Annotated in this window: 8 protein-coding genes and 1 pseudogene; all 9 read left to right on the top strand. The window is 40.8% G+C overall.

Annotation, left to right across the window (positions count from 1 at the left end; all coding sequences use genetic code 11):
• Positions 1 to 27 precede the first annotated feature (27 nt).
• Positions 28 to 4977: a type I polyketide synthase gene (locus NIES1031_RS02995; protein WP_236738698.1), complete on the top strand. Its 4950-nt coding sequence runs from the start codon at positions 28 to 30 to the stop codon at positions 4975 to 4977.
• A 59-nt stretch (positions 4978 to 5036) separates the two neighbouring features.
• The gene (locus NIES1031_RS03000) at positions 5037 to 6722 is read left to right on the top strand and encodes an SDR family NAD(P)-dependent oxidoreductase (protein ID WP_073548033.1); all 1686 of its coding nucleotides are present in this window, start codon (positions 5037 to 5039) and stop codon (positions 6720 to 6722) included.
• Between the two features lie 45 nt (positions 6723 to 6767).
• Complete coding sequence (locus tag NIES1031_RS03005; RefSeq protein ID WP_073548034.1) at positions 6768 to 10013, top strand: PfaB family protein; 3246 nt, start codon at positions 6768 to 6770, stop codon at positions 10011 to 10013.
• Between the two features lie 56 nt (positions 10014 to 10069).
• Positions 10070 to 11707: a PfaD family polyunsaturated fatty acid/polyketide biosynthesis protein gene (locus NIES1031_RS03010; protein ID WP_073548035.1), complete on the top strand. Its 1638-nt coding sequence runs from the start codon at positions 10070 to 10072 to the stop codon at positions 11705 to 11707.
• Positions 11708 to 11715: 8 nt separating this feature from the next.
• A complete protein-coding gene (locus NIES1031_RS03015) occupies positions 11716 to 13236 on the top strand; it encodes a thioester reductase domain-containing protein (RefSeq protein WP_073548036.1) in 1521 nt (506 codons plus the stop codon).
• A gap of 113 nt (positions 13237 to 13349) precedes the next feature.
• Positions 13350 to 13646 carry an acyl carrier protein gene (locus NIES1031_RS03020; protein WP_073548037.1) on the top strand — a complete coding sequence of 99 codons (297 nt, stop codon included), beginning with the start codon at positions 13350 to 13352 and terminating at the stop codon, positions 13644 to 13646.
• Between the two features lie 34 nt (positions 13647 to 13680).
• Positions 13681 to 15516, top strand: a complete 1836-nt coding sequence (locus NIES1031_RS03025) for a TubC N-terminal docking domain-related protein (RefSeq protein WP_073548038.1) — start codon at positions 13681 to 13683, stop codon at positions 15514 to 15516.
• A gap of 340 nt (positions 15517 to 15856) precedes the next feature.
• Positions 15857 to 16060 (top strand): hypothetical protein, encoded by a 204-nt coding sequence (locus NIES1031_RS24145; RefSeq protein WP_073548039.1) that lies wholly within the window; start codon positions 15857 to 15859, stop codon positions 16058 to 16060.
• A gap of 491 nt (positions 16061 to 16551) precedes the next feature.
• Positions 16552 to 16629, top strand: a pseudogene (locus NIES1031_RS26290) (hypothetical protein); the annotation flags it as partial.
• Between the last annotated feature and the right edge of the window lie 266 nt (positions 16630 to 16895).

The raw sequence follows: 16895 nt of genomic DNA on the forward strand, positions 1-16895 counted from the left end.
TTGAAGCTAATACAAAAGAAAAAAAGCATGGCTGACAAAGTATTAGAACAAGACCCCATCAATACTCAACTGCAAAAAAATCCCATTGCTATTATTGGGATGGCATCGCTGTTCCCGCAGTCGAGAAATACACAGCAATATTGGCAAAAAATTATTGAAAAAGTTGATTGTATCACTGATGTGCCACCTTCGCGCTGGGATGTTGATGCCTATTACGATCCAGACCCGAAAACGCCTGATAAAACTTATTGCAAACGCGGTGGTTTTATTCCAGATATTGACTTTAACCCAATGGAATTTGGGCTACCACCTAATATTTTAGAAGTCACCGATGTTTCGCAATTACTTGGCTTAGTTGTTGCCAAAGAAGCAATGGAAGACGCGGGATATGATGAAACGCGGCAGTTTAATCGCGATCGCACCGGAGTTATTTTAGGCGTTGCCTTAGCAAGACAGTTAGCCATGCCTTTAGGTGCAAGATTGCAATATCCCATTTGGGAAAAAGCCCTGAAAAGCAGCGGCTTATCCGACGCAGACACGCAAAAAATCATCGACAAAATTAAAAGCGCGTACGTCAACTGGGAAGAAAACGCCTTTCCAGGAATGCTTGCCAATGTTGTCAGTGGTAGAATTGCGAATCGCCTTGATTTCGGGGGAACAAACTGCGTTGTCGATGCGGCTTGCGCAAGTTCATTGGGGGCGTTACGCATGGCAATGAGCGAGTTAGTCGAACATCGCTGTGACATGATGTTGACAGGCGGTGTCGATACTGATAACTCGATCGTCGCGTATATGTGCTTTAGTAAAACTCCGGCAGTATCCCCTAGCCAAAACGTCAAACCTTTCGATGCGGAATCAGATGGGATGATGCTAGGCGAAGGTATCGGCATGATCGTCCTCAAGCGGCTTAGCGATGCTGAACGTGACGGCGATAAAATTTATGCCGTAATTAAAGGTATTGGGACTTCCAGCGATGGCAAGTACAAAAGTATCTACGCGCCGCGCCCTGAAGGACAAATCAGCGCGTTACGCCGCGCGTACGAAGATGCAGACTGTGCGCCGGAAAGCGTTAGTTTAATTGAAGCGCACGGAACAGGCACAATGGCAGGCGACCCCACTGAGTTTACCGCTTTAAAAGCTTTTTTTGAAGAAACAAACGTCGGTAAACAAAAAATTGCCCTTGGTAGCGTCAAGTCGCAAATTGGACATACCAAAGCCGCCGCCGGTGCAGCAAGTCTCATTAAAACAGCTTTGGCACTGCATCACAAAGTTTTACCGCCGACAATCAACGTCACAAAACCGAATCCAAAACTCAAAATCGAGGATTCACCCTTTTATCTCAACACCGAAACGCGTCCTTGGTTAGCAGGCGAAGCACCGCGACGGGCTGGAGTGAGTTCGTTTGGCTTTGGCGGAACGAATTATCACGTCGTTTTAGAAGAATACACCAAGGAACACAAGAATTATCCTTATCGAATTCATCAAACGCCCCAGATTGTCTTACTATCCGCCGCGACACCCGAACAGTTACAGCGTAAGTGTGCTGATGTACTCGCACAGTTGCAAGGAGAAGCCGCAGAACAACACTTTGCCCAAGTTGTTGGTGCATCGCAAACGCTAGAAGTTCCTGTGACAGAGGCAAGGCTTGGTTTTGTTGCTGATTCAGCAAGTCAAGCGATCGCCTTACTGCAAATCAGTATTGAACAACTTAAAAACAATTCAACCAATTGGGAACATCCCCAAGGCATTTATTATCGCCAAAGCGGTATCGATCCGACAGGTAAAGTCGTCGCGCTGTTTTCTGGGCAAGGTTCGCAATACCTTGATATGGGTAGAGAATTGGCACTCAACTTTCCCTGCTTGCGACAGGTTTACAGCCAGATGGATAACCTGTTAATTCAAGACGGATTGCAGCCGATCTCCGAAATTGTGTTTCCGCCTCCGGTGTTTGATAACGCGCAACGCCAAAAGCAGCAAGAAGCTTTGCAGCAGACGCAATACGCGCAGCCAGCCATCGGAGTATTTAGCGCCGGATTGTACAAAATATTTCAACAAGCGGGGTTTAAACCTGATTTTGTCGCTGGACATAGTTTTGGTGAATTAACTGCATTGTGGGCGGCTGAAGTTTTAAGCGATCGCGATTATTTATCGCTTGTCAAAGCGCGGGGACAAGCAATGGCAACTCCCAAGCAACCAGACTTTGACGCGGGGGCGATGCTAGCGGTGAAAGGCGATGTCAGTCAAGTCACGACATTCATCAAGCAGTTTCCGCTAGTAACGATCGCCAACTTCAACTCGACAAAGCAAGTCGTTTTGGCGGGAACCAAACTAGAAATTGCCCAAGTACAACAAGCTTTGAATGCCCAAGGCTTCTCCACGGTTGTTCTCCCTGTCGCCGCCGCGTTTCACACGCCGTTAGTCGGTTACGCACAAAAACCTTTTGCCCAGGCAATTGAAGCAACGCGTTTTGAAGCACCAAAAACGGTAATTTACTCGAATGTAACAGGGAAACCGTATCCCCAAGAACCCCAGGCAATTCAAAAAATCCTCAAAGAACACTTACTTAATTCGGTGTTATTTAAGGATCAGATCGAGAATATCTATGCAGGTGGGGGATATTTCTTCGTTGAATTTGGACCAAGAAATATTTTGACGAATTTAGTCAAAGAAACACTTGGTGATCGCCCGCACTTAGCTGTGGCGGTGAATGCACACAAACAACAAAATAGCGATCGCACGCTGCGATCAGCAGTTGTTCAATTGCGCGTCGCAGGATTGTCGCTGAAAAATATTGATCCTTACCAATTAGAAACGAAAACTCCTACTCCAAAAGGCAATAAAGCCCTCAACGTCCGCTTAAATAGTGCAAACTATATTTCAGAAAAAACACAAGCTGCATTCGCGCAAGCTTTAGCAGATACACACATCTCAGTCGCCCCACCCGTGCCATCTACACCAGTGACAAACGGACATCATCCGCAGCCAGTACCTGCTTTTAGTCAACCAGAAGCAGCCACCAGTGTAACGCCACCACCCGCCACAGTGGACTATCAAAAAATGTTGGACAGCATCGAATCTACGCTGGCAGAGTTTAACGATCATCACGGTGACATCTTACAAGTCCACGAAGAATCGCTAAAACACCAAAGCGAATATGTGCAAACGTTCTTTGAACTTACGCAGCAGCAAAATGTCTTACTTGCCAACGCCCAAGATGCTGCGGTAAGAGATAGCTTGGAACGCAGTATGATGCGGTTTCATGATCATCAAGCAGAAACTTTGCGAATTCACGAACAATATCTGCAACAGCAGATGGAACATTCGCACAACTTTTTCCAACTGATTGAACAAAAATACGAATCCGCGATCGCACAAGGCGTAACGAAAGCGTTTCAACCAAAACCATCTATCAGCAACGGTAACGGTAACGGACATCACGCGAATGGTCATGGTGTTTCCCTCGTAGAACAAAGCAGCAAGCCTGCTGAGAATACCGCTGTCAAACCGTCGCCTAGCGAAGCGCTATCTGAACCCCCACTACCAATAACACCCCCCGTCACCGAACCATCAATTTCTGCACCCACAGCATTAATCGATATTGCCGATTTAAGTCAAACATTGCTGAATGTCGTCAGCGATAAAACAGGTTATCCAGTGGAAATGCTGGAGTTAGAAATGGACATGGAGGCTGATTTAGGGATTGATTCGATTAAGCGCGTCGAAATTTTAGGCGCACTGCTTGAATTGTACCCAGGCTTACCACAACCAAATCCTGATGAATTGGGCGAATTGCGTACTCTCGGTCAAATTGCCGAGTATATGAGCCGTATTGCGACAACACTTCCGGTAAAAGCTAAAGTGACAACAATAGACGCAGTTGTTCAGGATGAAGTAACGACACCTGTGGTATCAATTCCGAACCCTCCCATCGAACCATCAATTTCTGCACCCACAGCATTAATCGATGTTGCCGATTTAAGTCAAACACTGCTGAATGTCGTCAGCGATAAAACAGGTTATCCAGTGGAAATGCTGGAGTTAGAAATGGACATGGAGGCTGATTTAGGGATTGATTCGATTAAGCGCGTCGAAATTTTAGGCGCACTGCTTGAATTGTACCCAGGCTTACCACAACCAAATCCTGATGAATTGGGCGAATTGCGTACTCTCGGTCAAATTGCCGAGTATATGAGTCGTATTGCCGGTAATTCAACTGCAACGGAGACACTGCCAAAAAAGCAGGATAGCGCAGAACTAGACAGCCACAATATTATGCGCAGTGTGGTGAAGTTGAAAGTTCTACCGCCTCCCGATCGCTTGGAATATCACTTACCCCAACAGCACGTTTGTTTAATTACCGATAATGGTTCGACTTTAACATCACAATTAGCGCAGGCTTTAATTGCCAAAGGCGAAAAAGTTGTTGTTTTGAGTTTTCCCAAATCTGTAATTCCACAAAGCGCAGGTGTAGAAAAGCATATTCCACGTGTTGTTTTGGAGGACTTGAGTGAAACACATCTGCAACAACAGTTAAATGCGATCGCGCAACACGGTTCTATTGGCAGTTTTATTCACCTTCATCCGACGATTCACAATGAACGCGAGGAGATTGCTTATCTCAATTCAGAAACCGCCTTACTCAAACATATCTTCTTGATCGCCAAGTATCTCAAAGAACCACTCAATTCCTCCGCCACCCAAGGGCGCAGTTGTTTTATAACAGTAACGCACCTTGACGGCGAATTGGGTATCGGACAAAAAAATCACTACAGTGCGATCGCTGGTGGGTTGTTTGGACTGACCAAAACACTGAATCAAGAATGGGAAGCGGTATTCTGTCGCGCTATTGACTTCAGCACGAATATCGACGCACAACAAGCCGTACAACACATCCTCGCAGAAATTCAAGATCCCAATCGTTTAATTAGTGAGGTAGGCTACGGCGCTAAGGGGAGAGTCACGCTTGTCAGGAACTAGTGACTAGTGGAAAAGACATCCTACCTGTCATGAAAACTTTCAAGAATCGGAATAAACGCATGAAAAGCCAGGTTGACTCAAATTCTGTATTTCTTGTCAGCGGTGGTGCTAAGGGAATAACTGCACAATGCGTTATCGAATTAGCGAAAGCGAAGCAATGCAAATTTATTCTTTTAGGACGTTCTTCACTCACGCCAGAACCTGTATGGGCTAAAAGATGCACGAGTGAAGCGGAACTGAAAAAGCGCATTATGGAGTATCTGATTGCCAGTGGGGAAAAACCAACTCCCGCTACGGTGCAGAAACACTACAATGCGATCGCATCAGCCCGCGAAATTCAAGCAACACTCGATGCCATCGCGCAAGCGGGTGGCGAAGCCGAATACCTCAGTGTTGATGTCACCGATGCAGCAGCGTTACAAGCGATCGCCGAACGTCTGGAAACAGTCACCGGAATGATTCACGGCGCAGGTAATCTAGCGGATAAGCGGATTGAAAAAAAATCTGCGCAAGACTTTGACAAAGTTTATAACGCCAAAGTGACGGGTTTAGCCAATCTGTTGCGTTGTATTCCGATAAGCCAGTTGCAACACTTGGTTTTATTTTCTTCGGTTGCAGGGTTTTACGGCAATGTCGGACAAGCTGATTATGCGATCGCCAACGAAGTTCTGAATAAATCAGCGCAGCTTGTTAAATACTACTATCCTGATTGTCATGTTGTTGCGATTAATTGGGGACCTTGGGATAGCGGGATGGTTAGCCCTGAATTAAAAAAAGCATTCGCCGAACGCAACATTGAAACAATTCCGATCCAAGTTGGTGCCAAAATGCTTGTGAAAGAACTTGAATCAACTCATCAAGATACTCAAGTTGTTATTGGTAGCCCTTTAACCTTTTCAGAAACCTTCAATTCTCAACTACAAACTTTTCGCATTCAGCGGCACTTAACTTTAGTGGCTAATCCGTTTTTACAAGACCACATAATTGCAAATCGCCCTGTTCTTCCAGCAACTTGTGCCATAGCTTGGATCGCGAATACGTGCGAACAACTTTATCCTGGTTATCACTTTTGTAGCTGTAGAAATTACAAAGTTCTCAAAGGAATTATATTTGAACCTACCACGCCTACTGAATATACACTTGAACTGCAAGAAATTAACAAAAACAACATAGAAATTGAATTTGATGCTAAAATTTGGAGTAAGAATTTAGAAGGAAAAATTCGCTATCACTTTAGCACGCAATTAACTCTAAAACGCCAAAGTTCTTCTTCCCCCAATTACCATTTTCTTAACCTCAACTTCGACCAAAGTTATCCTTCTGAATCTTTTTATCAGGATGGTTCCGCCAGCTTATTTCATGGTAAAAGTTTTCAGGGAGTTAGGCGAGTTCTCAATATAACTCCAGAAAAAGTAACGATTGAGTGCTTACTTCCGCAAGTCAGCGAACAGCAACAAGGGCAATTTCCCGTCCAAACGTTTAATCCCTATATCGTTGATGTCCAAATTCATTCTTTGTGGATTTGGTCACAATATTTTCATCAGCACGGTTGTTTACCTTCGGCAATTCATCTTTACAAACAATTTGCGCCGGTTTCTTTTGATGAAATATTTTATGTCTCTTGTGAAGTCAAGTCTAAAACAGATAGTAGCATAGTCGCTGAGGTCATTACTCACGATAGTCAAGGAAAGATTTATTCGCGCATGACTGAAGCTAAGGGAACTTTATTGTCTTTAAAGTCATAAGAATTGATACAGAGGCACAGCAGAACGAAAGAGTAGAGGTAAACGATGTTGACGCAAAAACAAGCTCCCAAAATAGCTATTACTGGGATGAACTTGATTGCAGGTTCGTGCCAAGATTTAGATAGCTTTGAGCGAATTGTTTATGAAGGAAAACAAAATTTTATTGAGTTACCTCGAAGTCGCTGGCAAGGTAAAGCAGAACAGCTTCTTAAGGAAAACCAAATTGAAAATAATCAAGTGCCTTTAGGAGGGTATCTACCATTCAAAATTAATGAGCAACTAGCAATTAACGATATAGAAGAATTGAATCCGCAAGAACTATTAATACTTAAAGTTGCAAATAATGCTTTGCAAGATGCGGAAATTAAGCCTGGTGAAAAAGTTGCCGTTATTATTGCTACGGCAACTCAAATTTCGCTACAGAGACTTTATAGTAAACAGCAGTTTACTCGACAACTACAAACAATTTTGGCGGGGAAAACGACAGCGAATGATTCGGCGTTGGCTACAACAAATATTAGTCAGACACAAAGTGAATATCGTAGTCCTATAGAAAACACGATCGCAACTCGCATTTCTGCGTTGTGGCAATTTGAAGCACCCGCGTTTACACTAACAGCCGAAGAGAATTCAGCATTTAAAGCGCTAGAAGTTGCCCAAAATCTTCTTGTACTCGGCGAAGTCGATGCGGTTGTCGTTGGTGCAGTCGATTTAGCTGGTAGTAGCGAAAGTGTTTTATTACGCAACCAGTTAGCCAAAATTAATACAGGTGTTCCTACTTTAAGTTATGACGAAAATGCTAATGGTTGGATCGTTGGTGAGGGTGCGGGTGCAGTTGTTTTAAAGTTACTCGATACCGCGATCACCTCATGCGATCGCATCTATGCGGTGATTGATGCGATTAGTTTACTGCCACAGCATACAGCTTCCGCGTACGATTCCGCAGCGGTTACGCAAGTTTGTCAACGCGCTTTTCAAATTGCCGATCTTTACCCCCAAGATATCGACTATCTCGAAGTGCATGGTAGTGGAGTAGAAGCAGAAGATAACGCAGAAATAGCAGGTTTACTCGCCGCGTATCAAACATCGACTGAACTCAGTTGTGCCATTGGTAGTGTCAAAGCCAATATCGGACACACCTATGCAGCAGCTGAAATCATGAGTTTGATTAAAACTGCGCTATGCCTGTATTACCGCTATATTCCTGCAACACCGCAGTGGAGTCGTCCCAAAAACCCCGAAATTTGGCAAGAAAGTCCTTTTTACGTCGCGACAGAATCGAAACCTTGGTTTCGCGCGTTAGAGAAGCCAAGAAGCGCTGCAATTAATAGTATTTCCTTAGATGGCAGCTACGCTCATATCATTTTATCTGAAGACACAAGCAAAAAGAACTTGACGCGATTTTATGCAGATAGCAATCGGTATTTGACTCAAATGCCATTTTATCTATTTGCGCTCGCGGCTGAGAATCATACTGATTTAATTGCGCAACTGCATACACTAGAGCAAACTATTCAAGATTGTACTTCTTTAACCACAGCGGCAAGTCAAACGTTTGCTACTTTCCAAAAGCAAGTGAATGCAGCTTATACACTAGCACTTCTCGGACGCAACAAAGACGACTTATTACGAGAAATTCAACGCGCCTTTACAGGTGTAGAACGTGCATTTGAGCAAAACGGCGATTGGCACTCACCTGTAGGCAGTTATTTTACGACAAATCCCTTAGGGAAAAAAGGCGCGATCGCCTATGTTTATCCTGGGGCGTATAACTCTTATGTTGGTATTAGCAGAACTCTGTTTCGCTTATTTCCTCAAATTTACGACGATATTGTCATTAAAAGTGCTTGCAACCGCGTTGCCAATATTGAAAAGCGTCTCTATCCGCGCAGCTTGCACAAATTATCAAAACGCCAATTAGAAAGTATTGAACAGCAATTGCTCAACGATCCTCTGGCAATGCTAGAGTCAGAAATGGGCTACGCTGGACTTATCACAACTATTTTCAAAGATTACTTTCACATCAAGCCATATTGCAGCTTCGGTTACAGTCTAGGCGAAACCAGCATGATGTTTTCACAAGGCGTCTGGACGGATTTTCAAGAATGTAGCAATTCATTAAATGCATCACCATTATTTAGTACTCGGCTTGCTGGTTCTAAAGATGCTGTCCGCGAATTTTGGGGTTTACCGCTAGTAGAAAATCCTGATGAATTTTGGAGTACCTATGTTTTAATCGCTTCAGTTGCTGATATTCAAGAATACATTAAGCAAGAAAATCGCGTTTATTTAACTCAAATTAATACTCCCAAAGAATGTGTTATTGCAGGAGAAACCCAAGCCTGTTTGCGATTAATTGAAAAATTGAATTGCGACGCCTTCCGTGCCCCATTTAATCATGTGATTCACTGCGAAGCAATGCGATCCGAGTATTCGGAACTTGTTCGTATCAAGACTCTACCTGTTCAAAATATTCCAGAAACTCTCTTTTATTCATCCGCAAAATACGCACCGATCGCACTCAATAGTGAATCTATCGCGCATCATATCGCCCAATGTCTTTGCCAACAAGTTGATTTTCCGCGTTTAGTGAATCGTGTTTATGCTGATGGCGTACGTGTCTTTATTGAAGTCGGTGCGGGAAGTAATTGTTCGCGGTGGATTAGCGAAAATCTCAAAGGTCAAGAACACGTGACAGTGTCTGTAAATCGCCGAGGTGTAGATGATCATACATCTATTCTCAAAGCCTTAGCAAAGCTTCTGAGCCATCAAGTTTCTCTCGATTTATCCCCTCTATACACGCGATCACACTCAATAGTTTCTTTAGCAACGCAACAAAAATCCTTAAGTTTAACAAGTTTACCTTTAAATCAAATTGAATTAGATAGTGTAGATGATTCCGTTGTCGTTAATAAAAATACCGTCATTGAGCAAGCACCTATGCAAGTTTTACAAAAAGATAACACGACAATTTCAGTAGAAGCTATTCCCACATCATCCGAAACTATCAAGGTTATCGAACAGACAAATCCAGTTATACCGTTGATAGCACAGCAGACACTCTTTCCTAAACGCAATCATTGCCTTGAAGATAACAATACCTATTTGAAATTAAAAGAAAACAATCAACGCACAACTCAAATCCATACACAATTTCTCCAAGCACGCCAAAAAGCTTTACAACAAATGAGTAGAATGATTCAGCTACAGATGACCTACTCGCAATTAGCAACTCAAGATATCAATACAAATCCTCCAGTCAGTAAACCAGTTAGTTTATCTATGTCTTGAAGATGATGTTAATAAGTCACTAACAGGTATTGATTATCGTTAGAGGATTAACAAACGTGGTTAATACAATTAATAAAAGCGATCGCCTCAAATTCACAGGTGCATCAACTCAAGCTTGGTACGGTTCGCTAGATACCGTTGCCTTTGATGAAGCAGGAATCAAAGCGAAACTACTCAATTTAGCTCAACCTTGTTACATTGTGCGCTCAAATAACCAAATTGGCGCTACGAATGAAGGTTACACTTACACAGCCAATAATGGCAAAAGTGGACAAGCCGAACTCTTAACCGCTACTCCCCCTTTATCTACGTCACAACTAGGTGATGCGGGTTTTCTCGATTTTCATCAGGTGAAATACGCCTACGCCACAGGTGCAATGGCGCACGGAATTGCATCAGAAGAACTCGTCATCGCTTTAGGAAAAGCAAAAATACTGAGTTGCTTTGGTGCAGGCGGTTTAGCGCCTTCTCGTGTAGAGTCTGCAATCAACCAGATTCAGCAAGCACTACCCGAAGGACCATACGCTTTTAATTTACTGCATAGTCCTAGCGAACCTGTGATCGAACGACGTGCAGTCGATTTGTATCTCAAATACGGCGTGACAACCGTAGAAGCTTCAGCATTTCTCGATTTAACTTCTAACGTTGTTTACTATCGTGCCGCTGGATTAAGCCTTGATTCTCATCAACAAATTCTTACCAAAAATAAACTTATTGCTAAACTCTCGCGTCGAGAAATAGCGATTAAATTTCTTCAACCCGCCCCGACAAAAATTCTTAAAGAATTAGTCGCTCAAAATCTAATTACAGAATTACAAGCAACTTTAGCCGAAAAAATTCCTGTCGCTGATGATATTACAGTAGAGGCAGATTCGGGCGGTCATACTGATAATCGACCATTAGTTTGTTTACTGCCTTCAATTTTAGAATTACGCGACGAAGTTCAAAAAAAATATGGTTATCAACAACCTGTACGAGTCGGTGTTGCAGGAGGAATTTCGACACCACAATCTGCACTTGCTGCTTTCATGATGGGTGCTGCTTATGTTGTCACAGGTTCAGTAAATCAATCGTGCGTAGAAGCAGGAACTTCGCCTCACACAAAAGAGTTACTCGCGCAAGCAGAAATGCCAGATGTGATGATGGCTCCCGCCGCAGATATGTTTGAAATGGGTGTAAAATTACAAGTTTTAAAACGAGGAACGCTATTTCCTGTACGCGCCCAAAAGTTGTATGAATTGTACAAAAATTACGACTCAATTGATGAGATTCCAGCAGTAGAAAGAGAGAAACTCGAAAAACAAATCTTCCGTAGAAGTTTAAATGACGTTTGGGAAGATACCGTCGCTTATGTATCGACAAGAAACCCAGACAAAATTCATAAAGCGGCAAATAATCCTAAATTAAAAATGGCGTTGATTTTTCGCTGGTATTTAGGTTTATCTTCGCGTTGGTCTAATTCTGGTGAAAAAGGAAGAGAAATTGATTATCAAATTTGGTGTGGGCCTGCAATGGGAAGTTTCAATGATTGGGCTAGAGGTTCTTATTTGAGCGAACCAAGTAACCGTAAAGTTGTTGATATTGCTGACCAAATTATGACCGGAGCAGCCTATTTATACCGAATTCAAAATTTGAAGATGCAAGGTTGTCAGTTATCAATAGCTTTTAGCCAATATCGTCCATCACAATTTTAGGTTTCGTTATGGTGTTATCTGATTCTCATACTCTACAAAAAACATATACAACAACAGATATTCAAACTTGGTTAATTGCTCAAGTTTGCGAACAAGTAGGAATTGAACCTGAAGAAATTGATGTTCAAGAATCATTAGAAAGCTATGGATTGAATTCAGCCCAAGCAATGACAATCGTCAGCAAAGCTGAACAATTTTTAGGCTTTCCGTTATCTCCCGTTTGGCTATGGCATTATCCAACAATTGCAACCTTATCACAACGCTTAGCCGAAGAATTTACACTAGAAAGTCAAGCAAAGCAAGGATCATTCGCGGTTGATACAATACCTAAGTTAGATTTAAGTACGGAAGTCGTTTTAGATGCAACTATTTCTCCTGTGAGTGCTTTTTTAGATGCAGTTGATGAACCTAAAAGTGTTTTTTTAACGGGCGGAACTGGATTTCTCGGAGCTTTTTTGATTCAAGAATTATTGCAAAAAACCGCAGCAGATGTTTACTGTTTAGTTCGTGCTGCTCATCCAGAGGAAGGCAAAAAAAGGCTTCAACAGAATTTAGAAAGATACAATTTGTGGCAAGATGAGTTAAGCGATCGCATCATTCCCGTTTTAGGCGATTTATCGCAACCATTACTAGGATTGTCTTCTGCCCAATTTCAAATGCTGGCTGGAAACATTGATGCTATCTATCATAGCGCAGCTTTGCTCAATTACGTTTACCCCTATTCTGCACTCAAAGCCGCAAACGTTTTAGGAACACAAGAAATTTTACGCTTGGCGTGTCAATTTAAAGTCAAGCCCGTTCATTATGTTTCTAGTGTTGCAATTTTTGAGTCAGCCAATTATGCAGGTAAAGTTATCAAAGAACAAGACGAGTTTGACCATTGGGAGGGAATTTACCTTGGTTACTCGCAAACCAAATGGGTTGCAGAAAAGCTAGTTAAAATTGCACGCGATCGCGGACTTCCTGTGACAATTTATCGACCGCCACTCATTGCTGGACACAGCAAAACAGGTGTCTCCAATGTTGATGACTTTATCTGTTTGATGCTGAAAGGCTGCGTACAATTAGGCAGTTTTCCTGATATTGATTATATGTTGGATATGTCGCCTGTAGACTATGTAAGCCAAGCAATTGTTTACTTATCGCAGCAAAAAGAATCTATCGGGAAAGCTTTTCATCTACAGCATCCGCGACCAATTCACATTCGTGAGTTTTTTGAATGGGTTAAATCTTTAAATCATTCTATTCAACCTATGCCCTACGAACAATGGCAAGCAGAAGTATTGAATAGCGTATGCTCTGTAGACAATCCTTTATACACATTACGACCTTTCTTACTCGAAAAATGGTCTGATGAGCAGCTAACTATTCCAGAATTATATATGCAAGTAAGAAGACCACAAATAAGTTGTGAACAAACTTTAAAAGCACTTGCTCATTCTGATATTTCTTGTCCTTCAATTGATGCACAGCTATTCGGTAAGTATTTATCCAACTTAATCGATAGTGGCTTTCTACAAGTTGCTTAGTTAATCATTCATATCAGCATCTGCTGCATTAGCGTGCAAGATTGCTCTAAATCTATCCTTGAACAACTTTTTATCAGTTAATAGAATTTCGTTTTGCTTGCAGGGATACTTAAATGAACCAATCGCAACCAAATTTAATCAAAAACACATATACCGCAGCAGAAATTCATAATTGGTTAATTGTCCAAATTTCAGAGCAATTGGGTATTGAATCTGATGAAATCAATATTCGAGAACCTTTAGACAGCTACGGCTTAGATTCTGCACAAGCCATGCTCATAGCTAGAAAAGCAGAAAAACTTTTAGGATGTCAAATCTCGCCTGTTTTGATATGGCATTATCCAACCATTGAAGGGCTATCTCAACGCTTAGCTGAAGAATCAGAAGACTTAGAATTTTTTGAGATTTAATATTTCCTTAGTAAACTATTAGGGTTTTCTTATCATGAAAGTCACTGAGCTTCTGCACAATCTTACTCAACAAGGTGTTCAATTCCATGTTAACAACGATAAACTTAGTATTCGTTCTAGTAAAGGGGTATTATCATCCGAAACTCGCGCAGCCTTGGTTGAACACAAAGCAGAAATTATAGCATTACTTCGTCAACAAAAAGTTACCACTGTTTGTGGTTTAGAACATGAATTAAGTTTGTCAACTATTGGACGTTTAATTAGTGGTTGTCTTCAAGCTGTAACAGATTTTAAACCACCAATTATCAACCCCAATTTTATGGCGACAAAGCTAACAGTGACATTTAAACCATTACCAAAAGGATATAACAATCTGCAAGTTATTCAATTCAGAGAGGCGTTAGAAAGTAAGCTAATAGAGTATGGAGTTAAAGTTTTACCTTGGCAACAAGCAACAAAAGTACTTCGCTACAAAATCACTGTACCCATACTAGGTTGGCAAAAATCTTTTAGTAGTAAAGTTGTCAAAATGGGTGTTGATGCTGTTATTGATGTAGAAAGACATTACTCTTATCTGAGAAAATTTGGTATTTGGGTAGCAGAGAAAGGATATGAAATCTATTCTCTTTTTGTCACCAGATTGTCTGTTTCTAGAATTGCTAAACTTAGTAGTTGGGCAGAAGAACACGCGGCTAAATATATAGAAGACCCCACTAATACTCAGGTTATTGTACTGACAAAAATCGATGAAGAACTAATAAATCCTGACTTACCTTATACCAGAAAAATTAAAGTAGGCTTAAGCACATTAGTACGTACCTTTAGTCAAATAGTTCTAGGAGTTTCCGAGCAAAATATTTCTATTTTAAATATGAATCTTTCAGACTCTATACACTCAAGAAAAGACATTAATACTTTTGTACTAAAATCCTTAGTTCCTAAACTTTTTGTTCCAATATTTCCTTTACCATTAAGCAAATTTGAAGTAGGAGAATATGCTCCCAAATCATCTATTTATGCTACCCAGTTGGTGAAGCTTGGTAATAAATTAGCATCGACTGAATTATTTCCTCCTGGTACTCAACTCAGTCAAATTCTTAAAAGAAAGTCTCATCGTGATATTGTTAATGTTATTGTTAATGGCAGAACAGGAGTTTCTTATGGATTTGTTGCCTATGTAGAAGCTCCTTATTATATGGGTGCTAGAGAAATTAGTGCGAATCAATGGACAAACCTATATCCTGTTGAAGGATTTAACAACGATGAAGTTCGACAAAATGAGATAGGAAGAAGATATATTCGCATCAAAGTAGGAGATGAGTATTTATATAAGCAAATCCCAGATATATGGCTTGTCAGTTCGCGATCTGGTGCAAACAAAACTAACTTGAATCTAGAAACTGATGTGATTCGAGTGGGTTTGAAAGAGAAGTTGTATCTACAGTTACCTCAAGGTGTTACTCCAGAGACTGACATTAAACCTTCATATGATATTTACGTCATGCTTGCTATTGCTTTAGCAGCAGCTTTATATGTACCACAATTAATTAAATTAGGTGCTCCAATCGTTCATTTTCATGGTTATCCAGCACAAGCTTGGCTACTGCCAAATGAGTATTGTGTCGGAGTGAATAACCCTTCGGTACCTTGCGGTACTTACGAATCAGGAGTCTTTAATTTCTTAGGAATATCAAGCTTAGCACAACGGGAAGATATAGCTTTGATTAGCTTGATAGAACCGGATCACGGAACAAATATAATTGCTGCTGATCTGGACTATTTAGTAGCAAGGTTACAAGCAGGATGTAGCAAAAAACAAATTGAACTAGGAGGAAAAAATTTTGCTTCACTGCAAGAAAAATGGAAGTGAAACTATTAAACTAAACGTAGCGATCGCCCTGCAATTATTTTTAGTCACTACGTCGGTATTCAATCAATGAACCTCATCCGCCTACTTCTGCAAACTTCTGTCATTCACCTTATACGACCGCGCGATCGCATCGACACTATAACGTTCTCGGTATGAGCATTTTTGCTACTGCTGCGAGTTGGGGACAGATACAGATGAGATTTGTTTAGATGACAAACGAATTAGCGATCGCGAGGATTACCGCCAGTAGTTTTCAGCAATATTTTCTGACTTTTATCTATTTGATCGCTTTCTTGGTATTGAAAATCTTCACATCAACACCCAAACACATAACTATCTTGTGCAACTACAACTAGACCATAAAGTTTACATCGAAAATGGTATTCTTTCTACCACAGCACTCTCACAAGGACAACGCAAGTGCCTTGCTTTACTCACTGCTTACTTGGAACATCGTCCTTTTTATGTCTTCGATGAGTGGGCTTCCGCTCAAGATTCCTTATTTAAGAAAATTTTTTTACACTCAACTTTTACCAGAACTTAAAAAAGAAAGGTAAAACTGTAATAGTTATTAGTCATGATGACCAATATTTTAGTATTGCCGATCGCATCGTTAAGCCAGAATACGGCAGTTTAAAATTATATAAAAAGCCTCACAACGTTACTATTTCAGGCTGATGAATTCATAATCTGCGATTTTATTTAAGCTCTGTTGGAATGTAGCAAAATAATCATGTATGGATTTGGCTCATTCACTGTTTTAGTTAATTTACTTTTTCGTCATGATGCTGATACAAAACATCTGCTTAAGGTGCTGCGGGTATTGTTGCTAAGTTTTTTGACAATTCCAATCAAGCTTTGGGAAAATTTTAAATTTCAGTCAAAAATAGACCAACAAGAAATTAAATTGAATCTTACTTCAAAAATTATGTTTTATTTGAAATTGATGAATTTAAAGTTAAAGAAGAATGGCAACAAGCATATATAAAAGTTTTTAAAAAAGCAACTTTTTCAATGTAGGGTAAGCGTCTAGTTTTAAAAAATCCGCCAAACACAGCCCGAATCAAAGTTTTGTTAGAAGTGTTTCCTAACGCTAAATTTATTCATATATAGATTGAAAGAATACAAAGCTTCTACACAACTATTCGGATTCCAAAAAATTGAAGATTCTGAAGTAGAAGAGAAATCTTTGAATCTCTATCAACAGGTTATGCATAATTTCTTTGCCAAAAAGAATTTAATTCCCTAAAACAATTTCGTTGAGGTTAAATTTGAGAATCTAGAAAACAATCCGCTTCAAGAAAGAGAACAAATTTATAATAAATTAAGCTTACCTGGATTTAATTCAGCTAAAACTTATGTTCAGTCTTTTATTGACC

Origin of the sequence: Chroogloeocystis siderophila 5.2 s.c.1, assembly GCF_001904655.1 — a bacterium.
In the GTDB taxonomy this organism is placed as follows: domain Bacteria; phylum Cyanobacteriota; class Cyanobacteriia; order Cyanobacteriales; family Chroococcidiopsidaceae; genus Chroogloeocystis; species Chroogloeocystis siderophila.